Source organism: Frigoribacterium sp. MCBA15_019, from assembly GCF_001864945.1.
Classification (GTDB): domain Bacteria; phylum Actinomycetota; class Actinomycetes; order Actinomycetales; family Microbacteriaceae; genus Frigoribacterium.
In genome coordinates this window covers 1,001,168-1,021,405 of sequence record NZ_MJGS01000001.1, presented here as the reverse complement: position 1 = coordinate 1,021,405, position 20,238 = coordinate 1,001,168, and the positions used below count along the sequence as shown (strand labels likewise).

Here is a 20,238-nt window from a genome sequence, read left to right as displayed (position 1 = left end):
CGGAACGGCGCGTCACACCGGAGGGTCCGTCGTCTCGACGGGCCCTCCGGTGCGTCCGGGCGGGCACCGCACCGGACCGGGCGGAGCAGGGCCCACGCCGTCGACCGTTGTCGGTCGCCCCGACTACTCTTGCTCTGTGGTCACCGCCCTGTATCGCCGTTACCGGCCAGAGAACTTCGCCGAGCTCATCGGGCAGACGCAGGTGACCGATCCGCTCCGCACGGCGCTCCGCACCAACCGCGTCAACCACGCCTACCTGTTCAGCGGGCCCCGCGGCTGCGGCAAGACGACGTCGGCCCGCATCCTGGCCCGCTGCCTGAACTGCGCCCAGGGCCCGACCGACACCCCGTGCGGCGTCTGCGCGTCGTGCGTCGAGCTCTCCCGCGACGGCGGAGGCTCGCTCGACGTCATCGAGATCGACGCGGCCAGCCACAACGGCGTCGACGACGCCCGCGACATCCGCGACCGGGCCGTGTTCGCCCCGGCCCGCGACCGGTTCAAGATCTTCATCCTCGACGAGGCCCACATGGTCACCCCGCAGGGCTTCAACGCCCTGCTGAAGGTCGTCGAAGAACCGCCCGAGCACGTCAAGTTCATCTTCGCGACCACCGAGCCCGACAAGGTGATCGGCACGATCCGGTCGCGCACGCACCACTACCCCTTCCGCCTCGTGCCCCCGGCGCAGATGCTCGAGTACGTCCACGAGCTCTGCGAGAGCGAGTCGGTCGAGGCGGCCCCCGGCGTGCTCCCGCTCGTCGTCCGTGCCGGCGGCGGGTCGGTGCGCGACACCCTCTCCCTCCTCGACCAGCTGATGGCCGGCAGCGAGAACGGCGCGATCGAGTACGAGCGCGCCGTCGCCCTGCTCGGGTACACCCATGCCTCGCTGCTCGACGACGTCGTCGAGGCGCTCGGCGCCCGCGACGGTGCCGCGGCCTTCGCGGCCGTCGACCGCGTCGTCCAGACCGGGCAAGACCCTCGGCGGTTCGTCGAAGACCTGCTCGAGCGCCTGCGCGACCTCATCGTCGTCGGGGCGACCGTCGAGGGCGCGTCCGCCGTGCTGCGGGGCGTCACCGCCGACGAGCTCGACCGTCTCGTGCACCAATCCCACGCCTTCGGTGCCGCCGAGCTCTCCCGCTCGGCGGACGTCGTCAACCGTGCCCTCACCGACATGACGGGTGCGACGTCGCCCCGGCTGCACCTCGAACTGATGATCGCGCGCGTCCTCGTCCCCGAGAGCGACCAGACGGGCCGGGGTGCCCTCGCCCGGGTCGAGCGTCTCGAGCGACGCGTCGGCGTCGAGGGTCCTGGCTCCGCCTCGTCGTCGGCATCCGGTCCGTCGACCGAGGCACACCCGACCGAGGTCAGGCCCGCGTCGGGTCGATCGGCGCCCGCCGTCGCGTCGTCGACTCCGGCCTCGACTGCTCCTGCCGCGACGACTGCTTCCGCAGCGCCCGTCGAGGCCACTCCGTCGACCGAGGCGGCCGGTGGACCGTCGGCCGTCGAGAGCGCGACCGCGTCCTGGGCGACGGCCGCCCCGTCGGCCCCGGCCGAGCCCGTCGGCTCCGCAGCTCCGGCGACGACCGAACCCGCGCCTCCGTCCGCGCCGCACTCGGCCGCCTGGGCGCAGGCCCCCGACCCGGCTCGGGGCGCCGGGTCCGGCGCGGCCCCCGTCACGCTCCAACAGTTGCGCGACAGCTGGCCCGAGATCGTCGAGGTCGTCCAGAAGGCGAGGCGCACGGCCTGGATGGTCGTCGTCACGGCCACCGTCGTCGACTTCGCCGACGACGTGCTCACGCTGGCCTTCCCCAGTGCCAACGACGTCGAGAGCTTCAAGCGTCCCCAGGGGGCGGCCGAGGGCGTCAGCGAGTACCTGCGACGGGCGATCGTCGACGTGCTCGGAGTCAAGGTCAAGTACATCGCCCGCGTCGAGGGCGACGGGCCCGCGGGTCCCACCCCCACCGGTGCGCCGCCTGTCGAGGCGTCCGTCCCGCCCGCGGTGTCGAGCCCGCAACGAGACACCGGCCGGTCGGCCGCACCGGCGACCGACGGCGGGCGGCAGGCTTCCGCTCCGTCACCTCAGGGGTCGACGCCGGCCGAGACGGGCCGCACGACGGCCGCCGCGGCGGAACCGGCAGCGCCCGACGACTCCGCGGCGCCGGCCGTGAGTCCTCCCCGCACCCCGGCACCGGCCACGAAGCCTGCGTCCGCCGAGCGGTCCGGCGGCCCGGCGTCCGCGTCCGTCGATCGGCCCAGCTCGCCGGCGCCCGTCACCGGGTGGGACGTCGCCACCATCCCGCAGACCCCGCCTCCCGAGCCCGACGAGCCCGAGCACATCACCGAAGAGCCGCCCGGGGGCGTCCCGACGGTCGACGCCGCGCCTCCGCCGCCCGAGGCTGACGCGCCCCCGGCCGGCCGCTCCACCGCGGGTCCGACGTCTTCCACGGCCTCGACCCCGGCGCCGGCGGCTCCGACCGCCTCCACGGGTGCCGGCCCGTCGATGGCCGAGCGCCGCGCGGCCACCGGTGACCCGCGTCGGGGCATCCCCACCGGGTCGCGCTACGGCGAGGCCGTCGTGCGCGAGATCCTCGGCGCCCAGTTCATCGAAGAAGAGACGATCGCCCCCCGGGTCACGCCTCAGAGAAGCGAGTAGCGCGTGTACGAAGGCATCGTCCAAGAGCTGATCGACGAGTTCGGTCGTCTGCCGGGCATCGGGCCCAAGTCGGCGCAACGCATCGCGTTCCACATCGTGCAGAACGAGTCGTTCGACACGTCGCGCCTCGCCGAACTGCTCGTCGACGTCAAGACCAAGGTCCGTTTCTGCGAGATCTGCGGCAACGTCAGCGAACAAGAGACCTGCAACATCTGCCGTGACCCGCGTCGTTCGCCCGCCACCATCTGCGTCGTCGAAGAGGCGAAGGACGTCCAGGCCATCGAGCGCACGCGTGAGTTCCGCGGGCTTTACCACGTGCTCGGCGGTGCGATCAGCCCCATCGACGGCATCGGTCCCGACGACCTGCGCATCCGCCAACTCGTCCAGCGCCTGGCCGACGACACCGTGCAAGAGGTCATCATCGCGACCGACCCCAACCTCGAGGGCGAGGCGACGGCGACGTACCTCTCCCGCATGCTCGCGCCCTTCGGGCTCCGGGTCACCCGGCTGGCCTCGGGCCTCCCCGTCGGCGGCGACCTCGAGTACGCCGACGAGGTCACGCTCGGCCGCGCCTTCGAGGGCCGTCGCCTCGTTTCCGAATGACGACCCGCGCCTCCTGAACCCGCTCCGCGCACGCCTGCCGGTCAGAGGCGGGCGCGCCGTGCCCGCACGACGCAGTACGCGCCATAGGCCATGAGCCCCAGGGCGACGGCCGTCAGCACCACCACGCCGAACGGCAGGGCGGCGAGTGCCTTCAGTGCGCCGTCGAGTCCGGTGGCCTCGCTCGGGTCCGAGGTGACGGCCGCGACGGCGAACAGCACGCCGACCACGCCCAGGGCGATTCCCTTGGCCACGTAGCCCGTCACGCCGAGGGCGACCGTGCCGCGCCCGGCGGCCCCGCCCGGCAGCGTGAGGTCTTCGCGGAACTTCTGCTTCACACCCTTGACGACGAAGTACGCCCCGATGGCCACGATGGCGAGCGCGACGACGACGAGCAACACGACGCCCCCGGGCGCGGCGAGCAGCCGGGCGCTGAGCGTCTGGGTCTGTCCCGAGCTGTCCGACGACGAGCCCCGCGCGAAGGTGAAGGCCGTGACGCCGACGGCGAGGTAGGCCACGCCCTTGCCGCCCTCCTTCGCGCGATCGGCCCAGGCGTCCTTGTCCGTCCCTCGGACGAGAGCGGCCTCGAGCAGCTGGAACAGGCCGAGCCCCCACAGCCCCACGACGATCAGCCACAGCAGGAACACTCCGGCCGGATGTGACGCGAACTGCCCGAGGGCGCCGCCCTGGTCGGCCTCGCCGCCACCGCCGAACGCCACGCCGAGCGCGATCACGCCGATCACGACGTGCAGCAGGCCGTTCATGGCGAACCCGATGCGGGCGGCGGTCGTGAGGGCTCGGCTGTCCTGGAGGCGGCTGGCGGCGCCCCGGGCCTGGTCGGTGGTGTCGGGCATCGGTCCACCGTAGGGGAGACGCGTCGACGCCGCCCTCGGTGCTCCGACGCGCGACCCCTCGTGGTCGTCCGCGGGACACCGAGCCGTGTGCGTCACACGCTCTCGACACCGAATAGAATCGCCGGACGCAGGCGTGAGCCGTCCTCCGGCGCGCCCAGTCCCCTTCTCAGGAGTCACCGTGAGCTTGATCGTGCAGAAATTCGGCGGGTCGTCCGTCGCCGATGCCGAGAGCATCAAGCGCGTCGCCAAGCGCATCGTCGAGACGCGCAAGGCCGGCAACGACGTCGTCGTGGCCGTCAGCGCCATGGGCGACACCACCGACGAGCTGCTCGACCTGGCCAACGAGGTCAGTCCGCTCCCCGGCGGCCGTGAGCTCGACATGCTGCTCACCGCGGGCGAGCGCATCAGCATGGCCCTGCTCGCCATGGCGATCCGCAGTCTGGGCGTCGAGGCCCGTTCGTACACCGGCAGCCAGGCCGGCATGATCACCGACGCCCAGCACGGCAAGGCCCGCATCGTCGACGTCACGCCCGGCCGCGTGCGCGACGCCCTCGACGCCGGGTACGTGGCGATCGTCGCCGGCTTCCAGGGGTTCAACCGGTCCACGGGCGACATCACGACCCTCGGCCGAGGCGGCTCCGACACGACCGCCGTCGCCCTCGCCGCGGCGCTCGACGCCGACGTGTGCGAGATCTACACCGACGTCGACGGCGTCTTCACGGCCGACCCGCGCGTCGTGCCCAAGGCCCGCAAGCTCGACCGCGTCACGAGCGAAGAGATGCTCGAGCTCGCCGCCGCCGGGTCGAAGGTGCTCTACATCCGTGCCGTCGAGTACGCCCGGCGCCACGGGGTCACCCTGCACGTCCGCTCGTCGTTCAACAACAACGAGGGCACGCTCGTCGTCAACCCGAAAGAGGGAGAGAACGTGGAAGAACCCATCATCAGCGGGGTCGCGGGCGACCTCAGCGAGGGCAAGATCACCGTCGTCGGCGTCCCCGACGTGCCGGGCAAGGCCGCCCAGATCTTCCGCACGGTCGCCAAGACCGGCGCCAACATCGACATGATCGTGCAGAACGTGTCGGCGGCGTCGACCAGCCGCACCGACATCTCGTTCACCCTGCCGAAGTCCGAGGGCGCCGTCGTGCTCCAGGCCCTCGAGTCCGACCGGGCCGAGATCGGCTTCGAGTCGCTGCAGTACGACGACCAGATCGGCAAGCTCGCGCTCGTCGGTGCGGGCATGCGCACCAACGCCGGCGTCTCGGCACGACTCTTCACGGCCCTCTTCGAGGCGGGCATCAACATCGAGATGATCTCGACCAGCGAGATCCGCATCTCGGTGGTCACCCGGGCCGACACCCTGAACGACGCCCTCCGCGTCGTCCACACGGCCTTCGGCCTCGACGCCGAGGTCGACGCCGTCGTCCACGGCGGCACCGGCCGCTGACGCGACCCGGTCCTCGACCAGGAGGCGCGCGCGGCTCCCGCACCGCGCCTCCCGACCCTGCTCCCGCCGTACCGGAACCTGCACCACCGAACCCTGCACCACCGAACCCTGCACCACCGAACCCTGCACCACCGAAACCCCAGGAGGCACCCATGGCCGAAGGACTGCGCGTCGGCGTGATCGGCGCGACCGGACAGGTCGGCAAGGTCATGCGCACCCTGCTCGACGAGCGCGACTTCCCGGTCGCCGAGATCCGCTTCTTCGCCACCGCCCGGTCGGCGGGCACGACCCTGCCGTTCCGTGGGGTCGAGATCGTCGTCGAGGACATCGAGACGGCCGATCCCGCCGGTCTCGACATCGCCCTCTTCTCGGCCGGGGCCACGGGCTCGCGAGCCCACGCGCCGCGGTTCGCCGCGGCCGGCGCGCTCGTCATCGACAACTCGAGCGCCTGGCGGATGGACCCCGAGGTGCCCCTGGTGGTCAGCGAGGTGAACCCCCACGCCCTCCGCGAGGCGGTGAAGGGCATCGTCGCCAACCCCAACTGCACGACCATGGCGGCCATGCCCGTGCTGAAGGTGCTCGACACCGAGGCCACCCTGCAGCGCCTGATCGTCAGCACCTACCAGGCCGTGTCGGGCAGCGGCCTCGCCGGCGCCGACGAGCTGCTGCAGCAGACCCGTGCCGCGATCGAGGGCGACACCATCGGCCTCGTGCACGACGGTCGCGCGGTCGACCTGCCCGAACCGGTGAAGTACGTCCGGCCCATCGCCTTCGACGTCATCCCGCTCGCAGGAAGCATCGTCGACGACGGCACGAACGAGACCGACGAAGAGAAGAAGCTGCGCAACGAGAGCCGCAAGATCCTCGAGCGCCCCGATCTGCTGGTCAGCGGCACGTGCGTCCGCGTGCCGGTCTTCACGGGGCACTCGCTCTCGATCAACGCCGAATTCGCCTCGGACATCACGGTCGAGCGTGCCGAAGAGCTGCTGCGCGACGCCCCCGGGGTGGTCCTCACCGACGTCCCGACCCCGCTCGAGGCGGCGGGAGCCGACCCGAGCTTCGTCGGCCGCATCCGTCACGACGAGGGCGTCCCCGGTCACCGTGGGCTCGCGCTCTTCATCAGCAACGACAACCTCCGCAAGGGCGCGGCGCTCAACGCCGTGCAGATCGCCGAGCTCGTCGCCGCCGAGCGCGCCGTCGCCTGATCCCTCGGCGCCGGTCACCCGGGGGGCCGGTGACGCGTCGCACCCCGGTCTCTCGACATCGAGACACCGGGGTGTCGTCGTCCGGTGACCACCCGGGGTCGTCGAGGGGGCCGGGCCTAGACTGACGTCGTGACCGATGCGAAGAAGCCCGTCGACGTAGCCCTCATCGGGGCCGGCATCATGAGTGCCACCCTCGGTGCCATGATCAAGCAGCTCGAGCCGAGCTGGACGATCCAGATCTACGAGGCGCTGGGCGACGTCGCCCTCGAGTCGAGCAACCCCTGGAACAACGCGGGCACGGGCCACTCGGCCCTCTGCGAGCTCAACTACACGCCCGAGCGGTCCGACGGCAGCATCGACACCTCGAGCGCCGTCAAGGTCAACGAGCAGTTCCAGGTGTCGCGGCAGTTCTGGTCGTTCCTCGTGGCCGAGGGCGCCCTGCCCCAGCCCGACGCCTTCATCAACTCGACCCCGCACATGAGCTTCGTCTGGGGCGAGAAGAACGTCGAGTACCTCCGCAAGCGCCACGAGGCACTGCGCGAGCACCCGCTGTTCCAGGGGCTCGAGTTCAGCACCGACGCGTCCGTCATCCGGTCGTGGGCGCCGGTCCTCATCCCGGGTCGGGCGAAGGGGCAGCCGATCGCGGCGACGCGCATCGCCGCCGGGACGGACGTCGACTTCGGGTCGCTCACGCGCCTCCTCCTCACGTACCTCCAGGGCGAGGGGGCGATCCTCGAGGTCGACCACCGCGTCACGAACCTCACGAAGCTCGCCGACGGCACGTGGCGGGTGGCCCTCCGCAAGCAGGTCGGTGGCACGCCGACGACCGTCGACGCACGCTTCGTGTTCGTCGGCGCCGGCGGGGGAGCGCTGCACCTGCTGCAGAAGTCGGGCATCGACGAGATCAAGGGCTTCGGCGGGTTTCCGGTCAGCGGCGAGTTCCTGCGCTGCGACGATCCCGCGATCGTCGGCAAGCACCAGGCCAAGGTCTACGGCAAGGCCGCCGTCGGCTCGCCCCCGATGTCGGTGCCGCACCTCGACACCCGCGTCGTCGACGGGCAGGCCAGCCTGATGTTCGGGCCGTACGCCGGCTTCAGCCCGAAGTTCCTCAAGCACGGTTCGATGTTCGACCTGTTCGCGTCGATCCGTGCCCACAACCTCTACCCGATGATCCGCGCCGGACTCGCCAACCTCTCGCTGGTCAAGTACCTCGTGGGGCAGCTCGCGGCGAGCAAGCAGACCAAGTTCGAGGCGCTCCGCGAGTTCATGCCCGACGCCGACCCGAAGGACTGGTACCGCATCACCGCCGGTCAGCGGGTGCAGGTCATCAAGAAGGACCGCAAGAAGGGCGGGGTGTTGCAGTTCGGCACCGAGGTGATCACGGCGGCCGACGGCACCATCGCGGGCCTGCTCGGCGCGTCCCCGGGAGCCTCCACGGCCGTGCCGATCATGCTCAGCGTCCTCGAGCGGTGCTTCCCCGATCGCATCGCGGCGTGGAAGCCGCGGCTGAACGCGATGATCCCGACGTACGGTGACGACCTCTCGTCCGACGAGCAGCGGGCCGCCTCGACCATCGGGGCGACCGCCGAGGCGCTGCACATCCACGCCTGAGGCCTGGTGCCGGGCGTCGCGTCCTCGTGTCGCACGCCCCGGGTTGACCCCAGTTCGAACGTGTGTTCGAATGGGGGCATGCGATGGTCCGAGCAAGCGGTCGACACCGAGAACGCCTCGGCGTTGCCCGGTCTTGCGCGGCTGAACAACCTGATCACCTCCGTCACGACGCCCGAGTTCGCGGGGGTGACGTTCCACGAGGTGGTCGCGAAGAGCGCCCTCAACCGCGTCCCGGGCGGCGACTCGGCCCTGCCCTTCGGGTGGACGATCAATCCCTACCGCGGCTGCAGCCACGCCTGCGTGTACTGCTTCGCCCGTCCCACCCACGAGTACCTCGACCTCGACGGCGGCGACGACTTCGACCGGCAGATCGTCGTCAAGGTGAACGTCGCCGAGGTGCTCGCCCGCGAACTGCACCGCCCGACGTGGCAGCACCACCCGGTCGCGCTGGGCACGAACACCGATCCCTACCAACGTGCCGAGGGTCGGTACCGGCTCATGCCCGGCATCATCGCCGCCCTCGCTGACTCGGGCACTCCCTTCAGCATCCTGACGAAGGGCACGCTGTTGCGGCGCGACCTGCCCCTGCTCGCCGAGGCGGCGCAGCACGTGCCCGTCGACCTGGCCATGTCGATCGCCGTCTACGACGACGACCTGCAGCAGTCGGTCGAGCCGGGCACGCCGACGACTGCGGCCCGCCTGGCCACCGTCTCGGCGGCCCGCGAGTTGGGGTTGTCCTGCTCGGTCTTCATGATGCCCGTGCTGCCGTACCTCACCGACGGGCTCGACCACCTGCACGCGGCGCTCGCCGCCGTCCGCGATTCGGGTGCCTCGAGCGTCATGTACAGCGCCCTGCACCTCAAGCCCGGGGTCAAAGAATGGTGGTTCGCCTGGCTCGAGCGTGAGCACCCCGAGCTCGTGACCAAGTACCGGGTGCTCTACTCCCAGGGCACCTATGCGCCGACGGGTTACCGCTCCTGGCTGGCCGCACGTCTACGGCCCCTGTTGCGCGAGTACGGCCTCGAGAAGGGGCAGGCCGACCCGGCCACGGGGTCGATGCGCTCCGCGGCGCTCGACGACAGCGCGCGTTCCCTCCGACTGATGGGGCTGAACGGCACCGGCATCGGCACGGCAGCCGCCGGCACGGTCCCTCTTCCGGGCATCCCCGACCTGACGCTCGGTACCGGTGGCTCGGCGGTCCCGCGGGCCCTCATCGCCCACGAGCTGCCGGGTGGGGCACGGTCGCAGCCGCGACTGTTCTGAGCCTGCGAGAGCCGGGGCCGCCGGGCCACGGGGCCGCCGGGCCACGGGGCCGGTCGTGCCCCTGCCGAGTGGAACGGGGCACAAAACGAGCCACCTGCCCGCCCGGCGTGGTCGATGGCCCCACATGTCGGGGTACAGCCGCGGTGCACCTTCTGCCATGATCTCTCCTGACCCGACCGAGCCGAGGAGGCCGCATGCTGCTCGGCCTCCCGGCCCACCTCGCGCCCGCGGCCGTCGGCGACTCGGTGTCCAGGGCGTGTCACGCGATCGCGGCCACGGTCCTCGCGGCGGCGACGGCCCTGCTGCTCGCGAAACAGGTCGCCACGCCCGACCTGCTGCTCTGGCCCGCCCTGGTCTCGCTCGTGCCCTTGGCGGTCCTTCTCGTCGTGGTCGAGCGCACGCGTTCGACGACGGCTCATCTCGCCTACCTCATCGTCGGGACCGCAGCCCTGTACTGGTACGCCGTCACGCTCTTCTCGCAGGTGGCCGCCGTGCAGGCGTCGGATGCCTTCTCGCTCGCGTTGCCCAAGATCGCCCTCATCATGGTCGGCAGCACCGCCGTCGGCCCTCGCCGGGGTCTCCTCTGGTCGGCGGCGGGTTACGCGGCGGGCGAGCTCGCCACGCAGCTGGCGACCTGGCACACGGGGGCCTCCTTCCGACTCGACGTCACCGCGTTGCTGGCGTTCGTCCTCGTGGCCGTGGTCACGGGCCACGCCGAGGTGTCACGGGGACGTGCCCGCGAGGCCCAGCCCCGACTGCACCGGGCGGCGCTCGAGCAGCAGGTCCAGGGCATCCGCGTCGACATCGAGCAGCAGGCGGCCGCCCTCGTCCACGACACGATCCTCGGACACCTCGCGGCCCTCGCGAACGCTCGTCCCGGAGCCCTGTCGCCCGAGACCACCCGGTCGATCGCGGCCGACCTCGAGGTGCTCGTGGGGCGGGACTGGCTCTCGCCGGGCTCCGTGCCGACCGAGGTCGCCGTGAGGGCCGCCGACGACTGGGAGCGCAGCCGACTCCACGCGGCTGTCGAGCAGTCGCGGTCGGGTGGCCTCGAGGTGGCCGTGACGGGCGACGTCTCGGCGGTCGGCCGCCTCGACCCCGTCACCGGTGACGCGCTCGGACTGGCCGTCGCGCAATGCCTCGTCAACGTGAGCCGCCACAGTGGCGCCGACCGGGCCGAGCTCGTCGTGTTCGGCGACGGCACCGACCTGACCGTGATGGTGATCGACGACGGCGTCGGCTTCGACACGGCGGCGGTGGCCCCCGACCGTCTCGGCCTGACGACGTCCGTCGAGGCCCGTCTCGCACGCGTCGACGGTCACGTGCAGATCTGGTCGTCCCCGGGCAGTGGCACGTCGATCGTCTTGCGGGTCCCGTTCGCCGTCGTGGCACCGGTGGTCGTCGCCGACGACGGGGTGCCCGCATGAGCCTCGCCGCCCCTCCTCGACCCGGCGGGCGCGCCTCCGGTCGGTCTCCTCAGCAGGTCGACCCCCTCGGCGCCCTCGCGGCCCGACCGATCACCCTCGGGGCGGCCCTCGCCGCATGGTTCGTCGCCGTCGTCGACACGCTGCTGCGGGCCACCGACGTCTCCTCGCCGTGGGCCGCGGCGGGCGCCCTCGTCGCCGTCGCCGCGGGCGGCGTCGTGCTCGTCGTGTCGGCCGCGCCCCTTCGGGCGCCGTTCGGGTCCGGGGCGCTCTGGTGCGTCGCCGGGGCGTGTGCCGCGGCGGGCGTCCTGTCGGCCCTGGCCACCGCCGGCAGCAATCCGTTCGTGCGGGACGACTGGGCGGGGATCGCCGCGGGGGTCCTCCTGCTCGGGGTGGCCCCGTACCGCCCGGCGCGCGAGATCCTCGCCGCCGGAGGCGCCGTGGCCGCGGTCCTCGCCGTCGTGGTCCTGGTCGAGGCGCCGGGCTTCGTCACACCCGTGCCCACCGCGTCGTACGTCGTGGTCGCCCTCACGCCGTTGCTCGCCCTGACGGCCGCCTCGGCGACCTTCTCGGGCGTCTTCGTCGCCCACGTCGAGGGATGGGTCTCCCGGGCCACGGGGTTCCGCAGGGCCAGCACCGACGACCTGAGGGTGACCCTCGCCCGCTCGGTCCAGCAGGACCGCGTCACCGTGCTCAACCGCGAGGTCGTGCCGTTCTTCGCGCGGCTGGTCGAGTCCGGTCGGATCGGCGAGGGTGACGCCGACGAGGCACGGCGCGTGGCCGACTCGTTGCGCGCCTCCCTGGTGGCCGACGCCGACGCGACGTGGCTGGTCCGGCGCCTCGCCGCGCCCGGTCGTCGGGTGCCGGCCGAGGTCGTCGACCCCGACCGGCTCGCCGATCGCCTGGGCCCGGAGCACCGCACCGCGCTCTGGGCGCTCTTCGCGGCGGTGGACGACGTCGAGGTCGTCGACGCCCGCTCGCTCCGGGTCGCGCTCGAAGCCGAGGAGGCGCGGGTCGACATCGCTGTCGAGCTCTCGTTCGGGTCCTCGGCCGCTGCCGCACGACGGTCGCTCGCCCCCTGTCTTACCGTGCTCCGCCTCGTCTCGGGCGACCTGCGGGTCGACCGGGCACCTTCGCATCTGACACTAAGGTTTTCTTATGACCAGCACTGAGTCGAGCGGTCGCTCGTCCCATCGTCCGGGCTTCGGGAGGCCCGTCGCAGCACCCTCGTGGGCCACCGTCGGGCCGGGTTCCGACGCACCGCCCGCCCGTCGCGTCCGGCTCGCGATCCTCGACGACCACGAGGTGCTGCTCGACAGCCTGAGCAGCTGGATCAACGTCAACGCCTACGACTTCGACCTCGTCCTCACGGCGCACACCTGGCTGCAGCTGGTGCACAGCGACAACTTCCCGACCGACCTCGTCTTCCTCGACTTCCAGCTGAAAGAGCCGGTCTCGATCGAGGCCCGCGTGCGCACCTGCCGGGCAGCCGGGGCCAAGGTCGTCGTGCTGTCGAGCCTCGACACCCGCGAGTCGCGCGAACGGGCGCTCGAGGCGGGGGCGTCGGCCTTCCTGTCGAAGACCCTGCCGATGCGCGAGGTGATGGACGCCGCCCGCCAGGTGATGGGCGTCGCCCGTGACAACTCGCCTCAGCGTGACTGGCGTCCACTGCCGGCCGGTGCCGCGAACCAGACCAGACCCAAGCTCAGTGCCGGCGAGGCCGAGGCGTTCCGGTTGTACGTCTCGGGCTTCAGCACCAACGAGGTCGCCGCGCAGATGAACGTCCAGTACGAGACGGCGAAGACCTTCCTCCGTCGGGTGCGCGAGAAGTACGCCAAGGCCAACCGGCCGGCCAGCAAGAAGTCCGAGCTCATCCGGCGGGCCGCCGAAGACGGTTACCTCCAGTAGTGGCCAAGCTCTACTTCCGCTACGGCGCGATGAACAGCGGCAAGAGCACGGCTCTGCTGCAAGCGGCCTACAACTACGAAGAACGCGGTCAGCGCGTGTTGCTCGCCAAGCCGGGGGTCGACACCAAGGGTGACGACGCCATCGTCTCGCGGCTGGGTGTGACCCGGGCCGCGGACGTCACCTTCGCCCCCGACGACGAGGTCCGGCAGGTCTTCCTGGCCCGTCGTGACGCCGTGCGCGGCGAGACGGGCTCGAGCCTCGCCTGCCTGCTCGTGGACGAGGCGCAGTTCCTGGCGCCGCACCAGATCGACGACCTGCTGCGCATCGCGATCCTCGACGACGTCCCCGTGCTGGCCTACGGCATCCGGACGGATTTCCGGACGGTGGCCTTCCCCGGCAGTCGGCGGCTGCTCGAGGTGGCGCACTCGCTCGAAGAGCTCAAGACGATCTGCCGGTGCGGTCGCAAGGCGGTCTTCACGGCGCGCACGGTCGGCGACCGGTTCGTGTTCGACGGCGACCAGGTCGCGATCGACGGCCAGCAGGTGACGTACGAGTCGCTCTGCGGTGCCTGCTACCTCGCCGAGTCCGGCGGCCGCCTCGCCTGACCCGTGTCGCCCGGAGGTCGAACCGGCAAGCACAAAAGCAAATGGCTCCACCCGGAGGCGGAGCCGATTTGTGTCGCCCGGAGGGCGAACCAACGAGCACAGAAAGCAAATGGCTCCACCCAAGGGTGGAGCCATTTGATCTGGTCGGGGTAGCGGGATTCGAACCCACGACCTCCTCGTCCCGAACGAGGCGCGCTACCAAGCTGCGCCACACCCCGATGTCTTCGCGTTCTCACGTGAAGCAACCTGACAAGAATAGCCCATGTTCGGGCCTGCTCGTGTCACTCCGGGGAAGGTCAGGCCGTCAGGGTCAGGATGACGGCTTCGGGGCGGCACGAGAACCGCACGGGGGCGTAGATCGAGGTGCCCAGGCCGGCCGAAATCTCGAGGTGTGCGGTCTTGCGGGCGTGGCTCCAGGTCGTCAGGCCGCTGACCTTGCTGCGAGGCAGGTCGCAGTTGGTGACGAGGGCGCCGTAGCCGGGTACCTGGACCTGTCCGCCGTGGGTGTGACCGCCGAAGATGACGTCGGCCCCGTTGTTGACGAACGAGTTGAGCACACGCTGGTACGGGGCGTGGGTGACGCCGATGCTGATGGGGTCGGGCCCGCCGCGATCGTCCTGCCAGCCCACGTTCTCGCGGAGGTCGTCGAGGGCTCCGGGGATGCGGTCGAGACGGTCCCAGCCACGGTGCGCGTCGTTGACGCCGAAGAGCTCGAGTCGTGAGCCCCGCAGCTCGAGCGCGCGCGCCCTGTTGTTCAGGTCGAGCCAGCCGAGCTGGTCGGTGAAGAACGACTGCATCCGATCGATGTCGAGGTCCACCGGGGCACGGTGGGCCTTGCTCGGCCCGCCGAAGTAGGCCAGGGGGTTCTTGGGGGAGGGGCCGTAGTAGTCGTTGGAGCCGTTGACGAAGACCCCGGGGACGCCGCGGAAGGGCTCGAGGGCGTACTCGAGGGCCGTGTGGGCGTCCTCGTGGCCGATGTTGTCGCCGGTGTTGACGATCAGGTCGGGTTCGAGCACGGCGAGGCCGCGGACCCATTCCTGCTTCTCGGACTGCCAGGGGGCGAGGTGGAGGTCGGACAGGTGCAGGATCGTCAGCGTCCGCGAGCCGGGTTCGAGGACCGGCAAGACTTCGTGCCGCACGGTGAACCGGTTCCGTTCGACGAAGACGCCCCAGGCGAGTGCTCCGAGGCCGACGGCCGCGCCCGCTGCTGCGGTCACGGCCGTCGTCTGGAGGGCGCTGGACCCACCGGTGCTGCGTGTGCTCACGCGCAGTTGCCCGGGTCGTTGCCGTCCTTGTCGCCGTAGACGGTCAGCCCGATGGCCGAGTCCTTCGCGACGGAGGTGTTGGCGGCGGGATTCGTGGAGGCGACCTGGCAGGCGTTCTTCCCGTCTCCGGGGGCGAACCCTGCGATGGAGACCTTCGACGTGTCGAAGCCGGCTCCACCGATGGACTTGACGGCGTCACCCACCTTCTGCCGCGTCACGTCGGGGACCGCTGCCGCACCGCTGCCGTCACTCGTGAAGACCTTGACGGTCGAGCCCTTCGACACGACGGTGCCGACGGCGGGGTCCGAGCCGATCACCTGTCCGGCGGGCAGAGCCGAGGGCTGGGTGCCCCCGTCCTCGTAGGCCAGGGACACGCCCTTCAGGAGTGCCTGAGCCGCCGACGCGGTGTTGCCGGCCATGTCCGGGACGGCCACGCCCGAGCCGCGCAACACGGCACCGGAGGCCTCACCGAAGGCGCCTCCCGGGTACACGGTGTTGTTCACGCTCTGGACGGCCTTGAAGTACTGCACACGCGCCGTCGCATAGCTCGTGGACCCAGCGAGGTTCGGCGAGTTGTACGACCGCAGACTCTTCTTGGGACCGTCCGCGACTCCCTGCCACACGGCGGTGGCGATCTTCGACGTGGCGCCGATGATCCAGATCTGGTCCTTGAGGTCGGTCGTACCGGTCTTGCCGATCTCGGGGTAGCCGTCGGCCGGCAGACCGCCGACGCCGGTGCCGTTCCGCCACAGGCCCTGCATGGCCACCGCGGCGGCCGCGGCCACCTGCGGGTCGACGACCTGGCTGCACGACTGCGGCTGACCGCCGAGGTCGACGCCCTTGTCGTCCTTGATGTTGTCCACGATGATCGGCGAGCAGTAGACGCCGCCCGCGGCGATCCCGGCGTAGGCGGTCGCCATGGTCAGCGGGGCGATCTCGTCGGCGGTGCCGAGGATCGACGACGCGTAGTCGTGCATCTCGCCTCCGTCGGCGCGGTGCACCCCGAGCTTCTCGGCGACGCCGTTGATGTCGGCGATGTCGAGCTTCTCGGCCATGGCTGCGTAGGCCGTGTTCATCGACTTCGCCGTCGCGTCCGCGACGCTCATCTGGCCGGGTTGCTCACCCGCGTCGTTCTTGGGGGTGTACTTGTTGCCCCGGCTGCCGTCGATGGTCATGTTGAAGGTCCGCGGCTTGGCGTTGACGCTCTCGTAGATCCCGTGCCCCTGCTCGAGCCAGTCGATCAGGGTGAAGGGCTTGTAGGTCGAACCGGGTTGGAAGCCGATCGATCCGCCGTAGTCCCGGTCGGTGCTGTAGTTCACCGAGGTGAGGGTGCGGTCGGGGCTCGAGGTCTCGGAGAACGTGGTGTTCTGTGCCATGACGACCACGCGCCCGGTACCGGCCTCGACGGAGTCCACGACGCTGCCGAGCTGGAAGTTGCTCTCGGTGGCGGGCGCGTATTTGTCGACCTGCGCCTTGGCGTTCTCGTTGAGGTCGAGGTTCAGCGTGGTGTAGACGTCGTAGCCACCGGTGTTCCAGTTGGTCTGGCGTTCTTCCGGGGTCGAGCCGAGGACGGCGAGGTCCTTGACGCTCTTCTTGACGTAGTCACAGAAGTAGGCGGCCGACGGGACGGTGACCGCGCCGCAACCCTGCGACGGAGCCGTCAGCACGACGTAGCTCTCGACGGGCGTGGCCAGAGAGGCGTCGGCCGTGGCCTGGTCGATGTCCTTCTCGGCGAGCATCGACTTGATGATCACGTCGCGCCGGGCCTTGTTGGCCGGGTACTTCTCGGGCGTCGACATGTTGCGCGAGTCGGGGTACTGCACGATCGCGATGAGGCTGGCGGCCTCGGGGACCGTGAGGTCGGCCGCGCTCTTGTTGTAGTAGTGCTGGGCGGCGGCCTGCACGCCGTAGGTCTGGTCGCCGAAGTAGGCGATGTTGAGGTAAGCCAGCAGGATGTCGTCCTTGCTGTACTTCTTCTCGAGCCCGATCGCGAACTTCATCTCTTCGAGCTTGCGGTCGAGGGTCGTGGTGGTCGCCTCTTTGTAGGCGGCGTCGCGCTCGTCCGCCGTCGGCAGCTGCTGCGACTGCGCGATGCGGATGTTGCGCACGAGCTGCATCGTCAGGGTCGAACCACCACCGCTGGCACCGAGTTCACCCGCGCCCGCCGAGCCGACGGCTGCACGCACGAGGGAGGTGACGTCGACGCCACCGTGCTCGTAGAAGCGGCGGTCCTCGCCGGCGACGACGGCGGTCTTGAGGTTGGGGCTGACCTCGTCCCACGAGAGCTCGACGCGGTTCTCGCTGTAGAGGGTCGCGAAGGGCACCTGCTGCCCGCCCTGGGTCGCGTACAGCGTGTTGCGCTGCTGCAGCTTGCCGATCTCGATGTACTCGGGGATCGACTCGAAGACGCCGATCGAACTCGAGGCCGTCATGCCGGCGACCGCGATGGCCGGCGTCACGCCGATGGTCACCAGGAGGCCGGCCAGGACGCTGAAGCCGACGAATCCGAAGAGTGCCCCGATGGCGGACGTGGGCTTCGATTTTTGGGCAGACATAGGATCAGGGTAAGCGACATCGCCGATTTTCAAGCTGAACGGAAGCCGAAATGGTCCTTTGGGAGTACACGACGACGCCCCTGCTGGTGCACAACAGCACGGCGATCCTCAACAACTGGGGCTCCGACGGGTGGGAACTCGTCCAGGTGACCCAGGGCCCCGAGGGTGGTCCCGTCGCGTGGCTCAAGCGCCCCCGGCAGGACGCCTGATGGCGACCGTCGACGAACGCCTGGCCGAGCTCGGTCTCGTCCTCCCGCCCGTCGCGGCGCCCGCGGGCTCGTACGTCCCGGCCCTCCGCACGGGGTCGCTCGTCTACACGGCGGGTCAGCTGCCCTTCGTCGACGGCCGGCTGCCGGCCACGGGCAAGGTGGGCGACGGTCTCGGCCTCGTCCAGCCCGCCGACGCCCAGGCGCTGGCGGCGACCTGCGTGCTGAACGCCCTGGCCGCGGCGGCGACGGTGCTCGACTCGCTCGACGACGTCGTCCGCGTCGTGAAGCTGACCGGATTCGTCGCCTCCGATCCCGAGTTCTCGGGCCAACCCGGGGTCATCAACGGTGCCTCGGACCTCCTCGGCCGGATCTTCGGCGAGGCCGGGCGTCACGCTCGCAGCGCCGTGGGGGTGGCGGTGCTGCCGCTCGACTCGCCCGTCGAGGTCGAGCTCGTCCTCGAGGTCCGCTGACGCGCCTCCTCGTCCGGTCGTGACGACGGCCCCTCCTCGCGAAGAAGAGGGGCCGTCGTCGTGCCGGGGTCAGCGCATCTCGGCGGTGATCACCGACATGACCGACGTGTCCGCCAGCGTGGTCGTGTCGCCGACCTCGCGGCCTTCCGCCACGTCCCGCAACAGGCGGCGCATGATCTTGCCCGAGCGCGTCTTCGGCAGCTCGTCGACGAGCACGACGGTGCGCGGACGCGCGATGGCGCCGATCTGGTGGGCGACGTGCGCGCGCAACGCGGCCACCGCCTCCTCGGGGGTCTGCGTCGTCTTCGCCTTGTTCCGCAGGATGACGAACGCCACGACCGCTTGACCGGTGGTCTCGTCGGCCGCACCGACGACGGCGGACTCGGCGACGATCGGGTGCGACACCAGGGCCGACTCGATCTCGGCGGTCGACAGGCGGTGACCCGAGACGTTCATGACGTCGTCGACGCGGCCGAGCAGCCAGATGTCGCCGTCCTCGTCGCGCCGGGCGCCGTCTCCGGCGAAGTAGCGGTCACCGAACCGGCTCCAGTACGTCTCGACGTAGCGGTCGGGATCGCCCCAGATGCCCCGCAACATCGACGGCCAGGGCTCTGAGACGACCAGCAGGCCGCTCTCGCCGTTCGCCACGGGAATGCCGTGGTCGTCCACCACGTCCACCGAGATGCCCGGCAGCGGGGTCTGGGCCGAACCGGGCTTGGTGGTCGTGACGCCGGGCAGCGGCGAGATCATCTGTGCACCCGTCTCGGTCTGCCACCACGTGTCGACGATGGGCGTGCGGCCGGCGCCGATCACCTCGCGGAACCACAGCCAGGCCTCCGGGTTGATCGGCTCGCCGACCGACCCGAGGAGGCGCAACGACGTCAGGTCGCGGGCCCCCGGGATCTCCCTCCCGGACTTCATGAAGCCCCGGATGGCCGTCGGCGCCGTGTAGAAGATCGTCACGCCGTACTTCTCGACGAGATCCCACCAACGGCCCGGCGTGGGGAAGTCGGGGGTGCCCTCGTAGAGCACCTGCGTCGCGCCGTTGGCGAGCGGGCCGTAGACGACGTAGCTGTGCCCGGTGATCCACCCGACGTCCGCGGTGCACCAGTAGACGTCGGTCTCGGGTCGCAGGTCGAAGACGACGGAGTGGGTGTAGGCGACCTGGGTGAGGTAGCCGCCCGAGGTGTGCAGGATGCCCTTGGGCTTCCCGGTCGTGCCGCTCGTGTAGAGGATGAAGAGCGGGTGCTCGGCCTCGAACGGTTCGGCGACGTGCTCGTCGTCGACGGTCTCGATCGCGTCGTGCCACCAGACGTCGCGGCCGTCGGTCCAGTCGACGTCGTTGCCGCCTCGCCGGACGACGAGGACGTGTTCGACAGTGGAGTCGCCGTCCACCGCCAGTGCTTCGTCGACGGCTGCTTTGAGAGGGGAGACCGCCCCCTTGCGCCAGCCGCCGTCCGCCGTGACGACCAGGCGGGCGCCGGCGTCGTCGATGCGCGCACGCAGGCTCTCGGCGCTGAAGCCGCCGAAGACGACCGAGTGCACGGCCCCGATCCGGGCCACGGCCAGCATGGTCACCACGGCCTCGGGGATCTGCGGGAGGTAGACCACGACGCGGTCCCCGGCCTGCACGCCGAGCGACAGCAGCAGGTTCGCCGCGCGCTTGACCTCGTGGGTCAGCTCGGCGTAGGTCAGCGAGCGGGCGTCGCCTGGCTCGCCCTCCCAGTGCAGCGCGACGCGATCACCGTGTCCGGCCTCGACGTGACGGTCCAGGCAGTTGTAGGCGACGTTGAGCGTGCCGTCGGCGAACCACCGGGCGAAGGGCGCGTGCGACCAGTCCAGCGTCTCGGTCGGGACCTGGGCCCAGGTGAGCCGCTCGCGGGCCTGGTCGCCCCAGAAGGCGAGGCGGTCGGCAGCGGCTCGTCCGGCCAGGTCGGAGCCGGCGACGGCCGTCCGGACGAAGTCGGCAGGTGGGGCGAAGGTGCGTCCTTCGGTGGGCTGGTCGTCGGTGCCGTCGAGCATCGGAAGTCCTCTCGCGTCGTTGCGTGAACCGCGGCACGGAGCCGCGCCGACGACCTTACTCCGGACGTCCCCCCGGGCGGGGGCAGGCCGCGCGCTTCGTGGGGGAAGGGCGACGTGGTGTTCCGGAGTCGTTCTGGGGTACACTTGACGAGT

General features: G+C 70.9%; 16 protein-coding genes and 1 tRNA gene. 12 read left to right on the top strand and 5 right to left on the bottom strand.

All coding sequences use genetic code 11. The features are described 5' to 3' along the window. Window positions 1–136 precede the first annotated feature (136 nt). Window positions 137–2,650: a DNA polymerase III subunit gamma and tau gene (locus tag BIV04_RS04790; RefSeq protein WP_071254480.1), complete on the top strand. Its 2,514-nt coding sequence runs from the start codon at window positions 137–139 to the stop codon at window positions 2,648–2,650. 3 nt (window positions 2,651–2,653) lie between these two features. Further along, entirely contained in the window at window positions 2,654–3,253 is a 600-nt protein-coding gene (gene recR, locus BIV04_RS04785; protein ID WP_043595550.1) for a recombination mediator RecR, read from the top strand. A gap of 41 nt (window positions 3,254–3,294) precedes the next feature. On the opposite strand, the gene BIV04_RS04780 is transcribed toward recR, so the two are convergent. After that, the gene (locus BIV04_RS04780) at window positions 3,295–4,104 is read right to left on the bottom strand and encodes a DUF1206 domain-containing protein (protein ID WP_071254477.1); all 810 of its coding nucleotides are present in this window, start codon (window positions 4,102–4,104) and stop codon (window positions 3,295–3,297) included. Window positions 4,105–4,282: 178 nt separating this feature from the next. On the opposite strand from BIV04_RS04780, the gene BIV04_RS04775 reads away from it, so the two are divergent. The 8 genes from BIV04_RS04775 (at window position 4,283) to BIV04_RS04740 (ending at window position 13,564) form a co-directional block, all read left to right on the top strand. Next, complete coding sequence (locus BIV04_RS04775) at window positions 4,283–5,548, top strand: aspartate kinase (RefSeq protein ID WP_055971466.1); 1,266 nt, start codon at window positions 4,283–4,285, stop codon at window positions 5,546–5,548. 152 nt (window positions 5,549–5,700) lie between these two features. Then, window positions 5,701–6,753, top strand: a complete 1,053-nt coding sequence (locus tag BIV04_RS04770; protein WP_043594784.1) for an aspartate-semialdehyde dehydrogenase — start codon at window positions 5,701–5,703, stop codon at window positions 6,751–6,753. A gap of 129 nt (window positions 6,754–6,882) precedes the next feature. Further along, entirely contained in the window at window positions 6,883–8,364 is a 1,482-nt protein-coding gene (locus BIV04_RS04765; RefSeq protein WP_083396128.1) for a malate:quinone oxidoreductase, read from the top strand. Between the two features lie 78 nt (window positions 8,365–8,442). Continuing rightward, window positions 8,443–9,627 (top strand): Rv2578c family radical SAM protein, encoded by a 1,185-nt coding sequence (locus BIV04_RS04760; RefSeq protein WP_083396127.1) that lies wholly within the window; start codon window positions 8,443–8,445, stop codon window positions 9,625–9,627. Window positions 9,628–9,821: 194 nt separating this feature from the next. Continuing rightward, window positions 9,822–11,054 (top strand): sensor histidine kinase, encoded by a 1,233-nt coding sequence (locus tag BIV04_RS04755; protein WP_071254475.1) that lies wholly within the window; start codon window positions 9,822–9,824, stop codon window positions 11,052–11,054. Further along, window positions 11,051–12,223, top strand: coding sequence for a hypothetical protein (locus tag BIV04_RS04750; RefSeq protein WP_071254473.1), 1,173 nt, complete (start codon window positions 11,051–11,053; stop codon window positions 12,221–12,223). Before BIV04_RS04755 ends, BIV04_RS04750 begins: the two co-directional genes overlap by 4 nt. Beyond that, on the top strand, window positions 12,210–12,959 hold the full coding sequence (locus BIV04_RS04745; protein ID WP_082454248.1) for a response regulator: 750 nt from the start codon (window positions 12,210–12,212) through the stop codon (window positions 12,957–12,959). The genes BIV04_RS04750 and BIV04_RS04745 overlap by 14 nt, the downstream gene beginning before the upstream one ends. Next, window positions 12,959–13,564, top strand: a complete 606-nt coding sequence (locus BIV04_RS04740; RefSeq protein WP_071254472.1) for a thymidine kinase — start codon at window positions 12,959–12,961, stop codon at window positions 13,562–13,564. Before BIV04_RS04745 ends, BIV04_RS04740 begins: the two co-directional genes overlap by 1 nt. A 141-nt stretch (window positions 13,565–13,705) precedes the next feature. Here BIV04_RS04740 and BIV04_RS04735 read toward each other — a convergent pair. The 3 genes from BIV04_RS04735 to BIV04_RS04725 all read right to left on the bottom strand — a co-directional run bounded on the left by BIV04_RS04735 (window position 13,706) and on the right by BIV04_RS04725 (window position 17,384). Then, a tRNA-Pro gene (locus BIV04_RS04735) sits at window positions 13,706–13,782 on the bottom strand. A gap of 78 nt (window positions 13,783–13,860) precedes the next feature. Continuing rightward, window positions 13,861–14,829: a metallophosphoesterase gene (locus BIV04_RS04730; RefSeq protein WP_071254470.1), complete on the bottom strand. Its 969-nt coding sequence runs from the start codon at window positions 14,827–14,829 to the stop codon at window positions 13,861–13,863. Further along, on the bottom strand, window positions 14,826–17,384 hold the full coding sequence (locus BIV04_RS04725; protein ID WP_071254468.1) for a transglycosylase domain-containing protein: 2,559 nt from the start codon (window positions 17,382–17,384) through the stop codon (window positions 14,826–14,828). The genes BIV04_RS04730 and BIV04_RS04725 overlap by 4 nt, the downstream gene beginning before the upstream one ends. A 50-nt stretch (window positions 17,385–17,434) precedes the next feature. On the opposite strand from BIV04_RS04725, the gene BIV04_RS17040 reads away from it, so the two are divergent. Both BIV04_RS17040 and BIV04_RS04720 read left to right on the top strand, forming a co-directional pair. Further along, window positions 17,435–17,593, top strand: a complete 159-nt coding sequence (locus BIV04_RS17040; protein ID WP_167599048.1) for a hypothetical protein — start codon at window positions 17,435–17,437, stop codon at window positions 17,591–17,593. Next, window positions 17,593–18,063 carry a RidA family protein gene (locus tag BIV04_RS04720; RefSeq protein ID WP_071254466.1) on the top strand — a complete coding sequence of 157 codons (471 nt, stop codon included), beginning with the start codon at window positions 17,593–17,595 and terminating at the stop codon, window positions 18,061–18,063. Before BIV04_RS17040 ends, BIV04_RS04720 begins: the two co-directional genes overlap by 1 nt. A 69-nt stretch (window positions 18,064–18,132) precedes the next feature. On the opposite strand, the gene acs is transcribed toward BIV04_RS04720, so the two are convergent. Beyond that, window positions 18,133–20,085, bottom strand: coding sequence for an acetate--CoA ligase (acs, locus tag BIV04_RS04715; protein ID WP_071254464.1), 1,953 nt, complete (start codon window positions 20,083–20,085; stop codon window positions 18,133–18,135). Window positions 20,086–20,238: the final 153 nt, after the last annotated feature.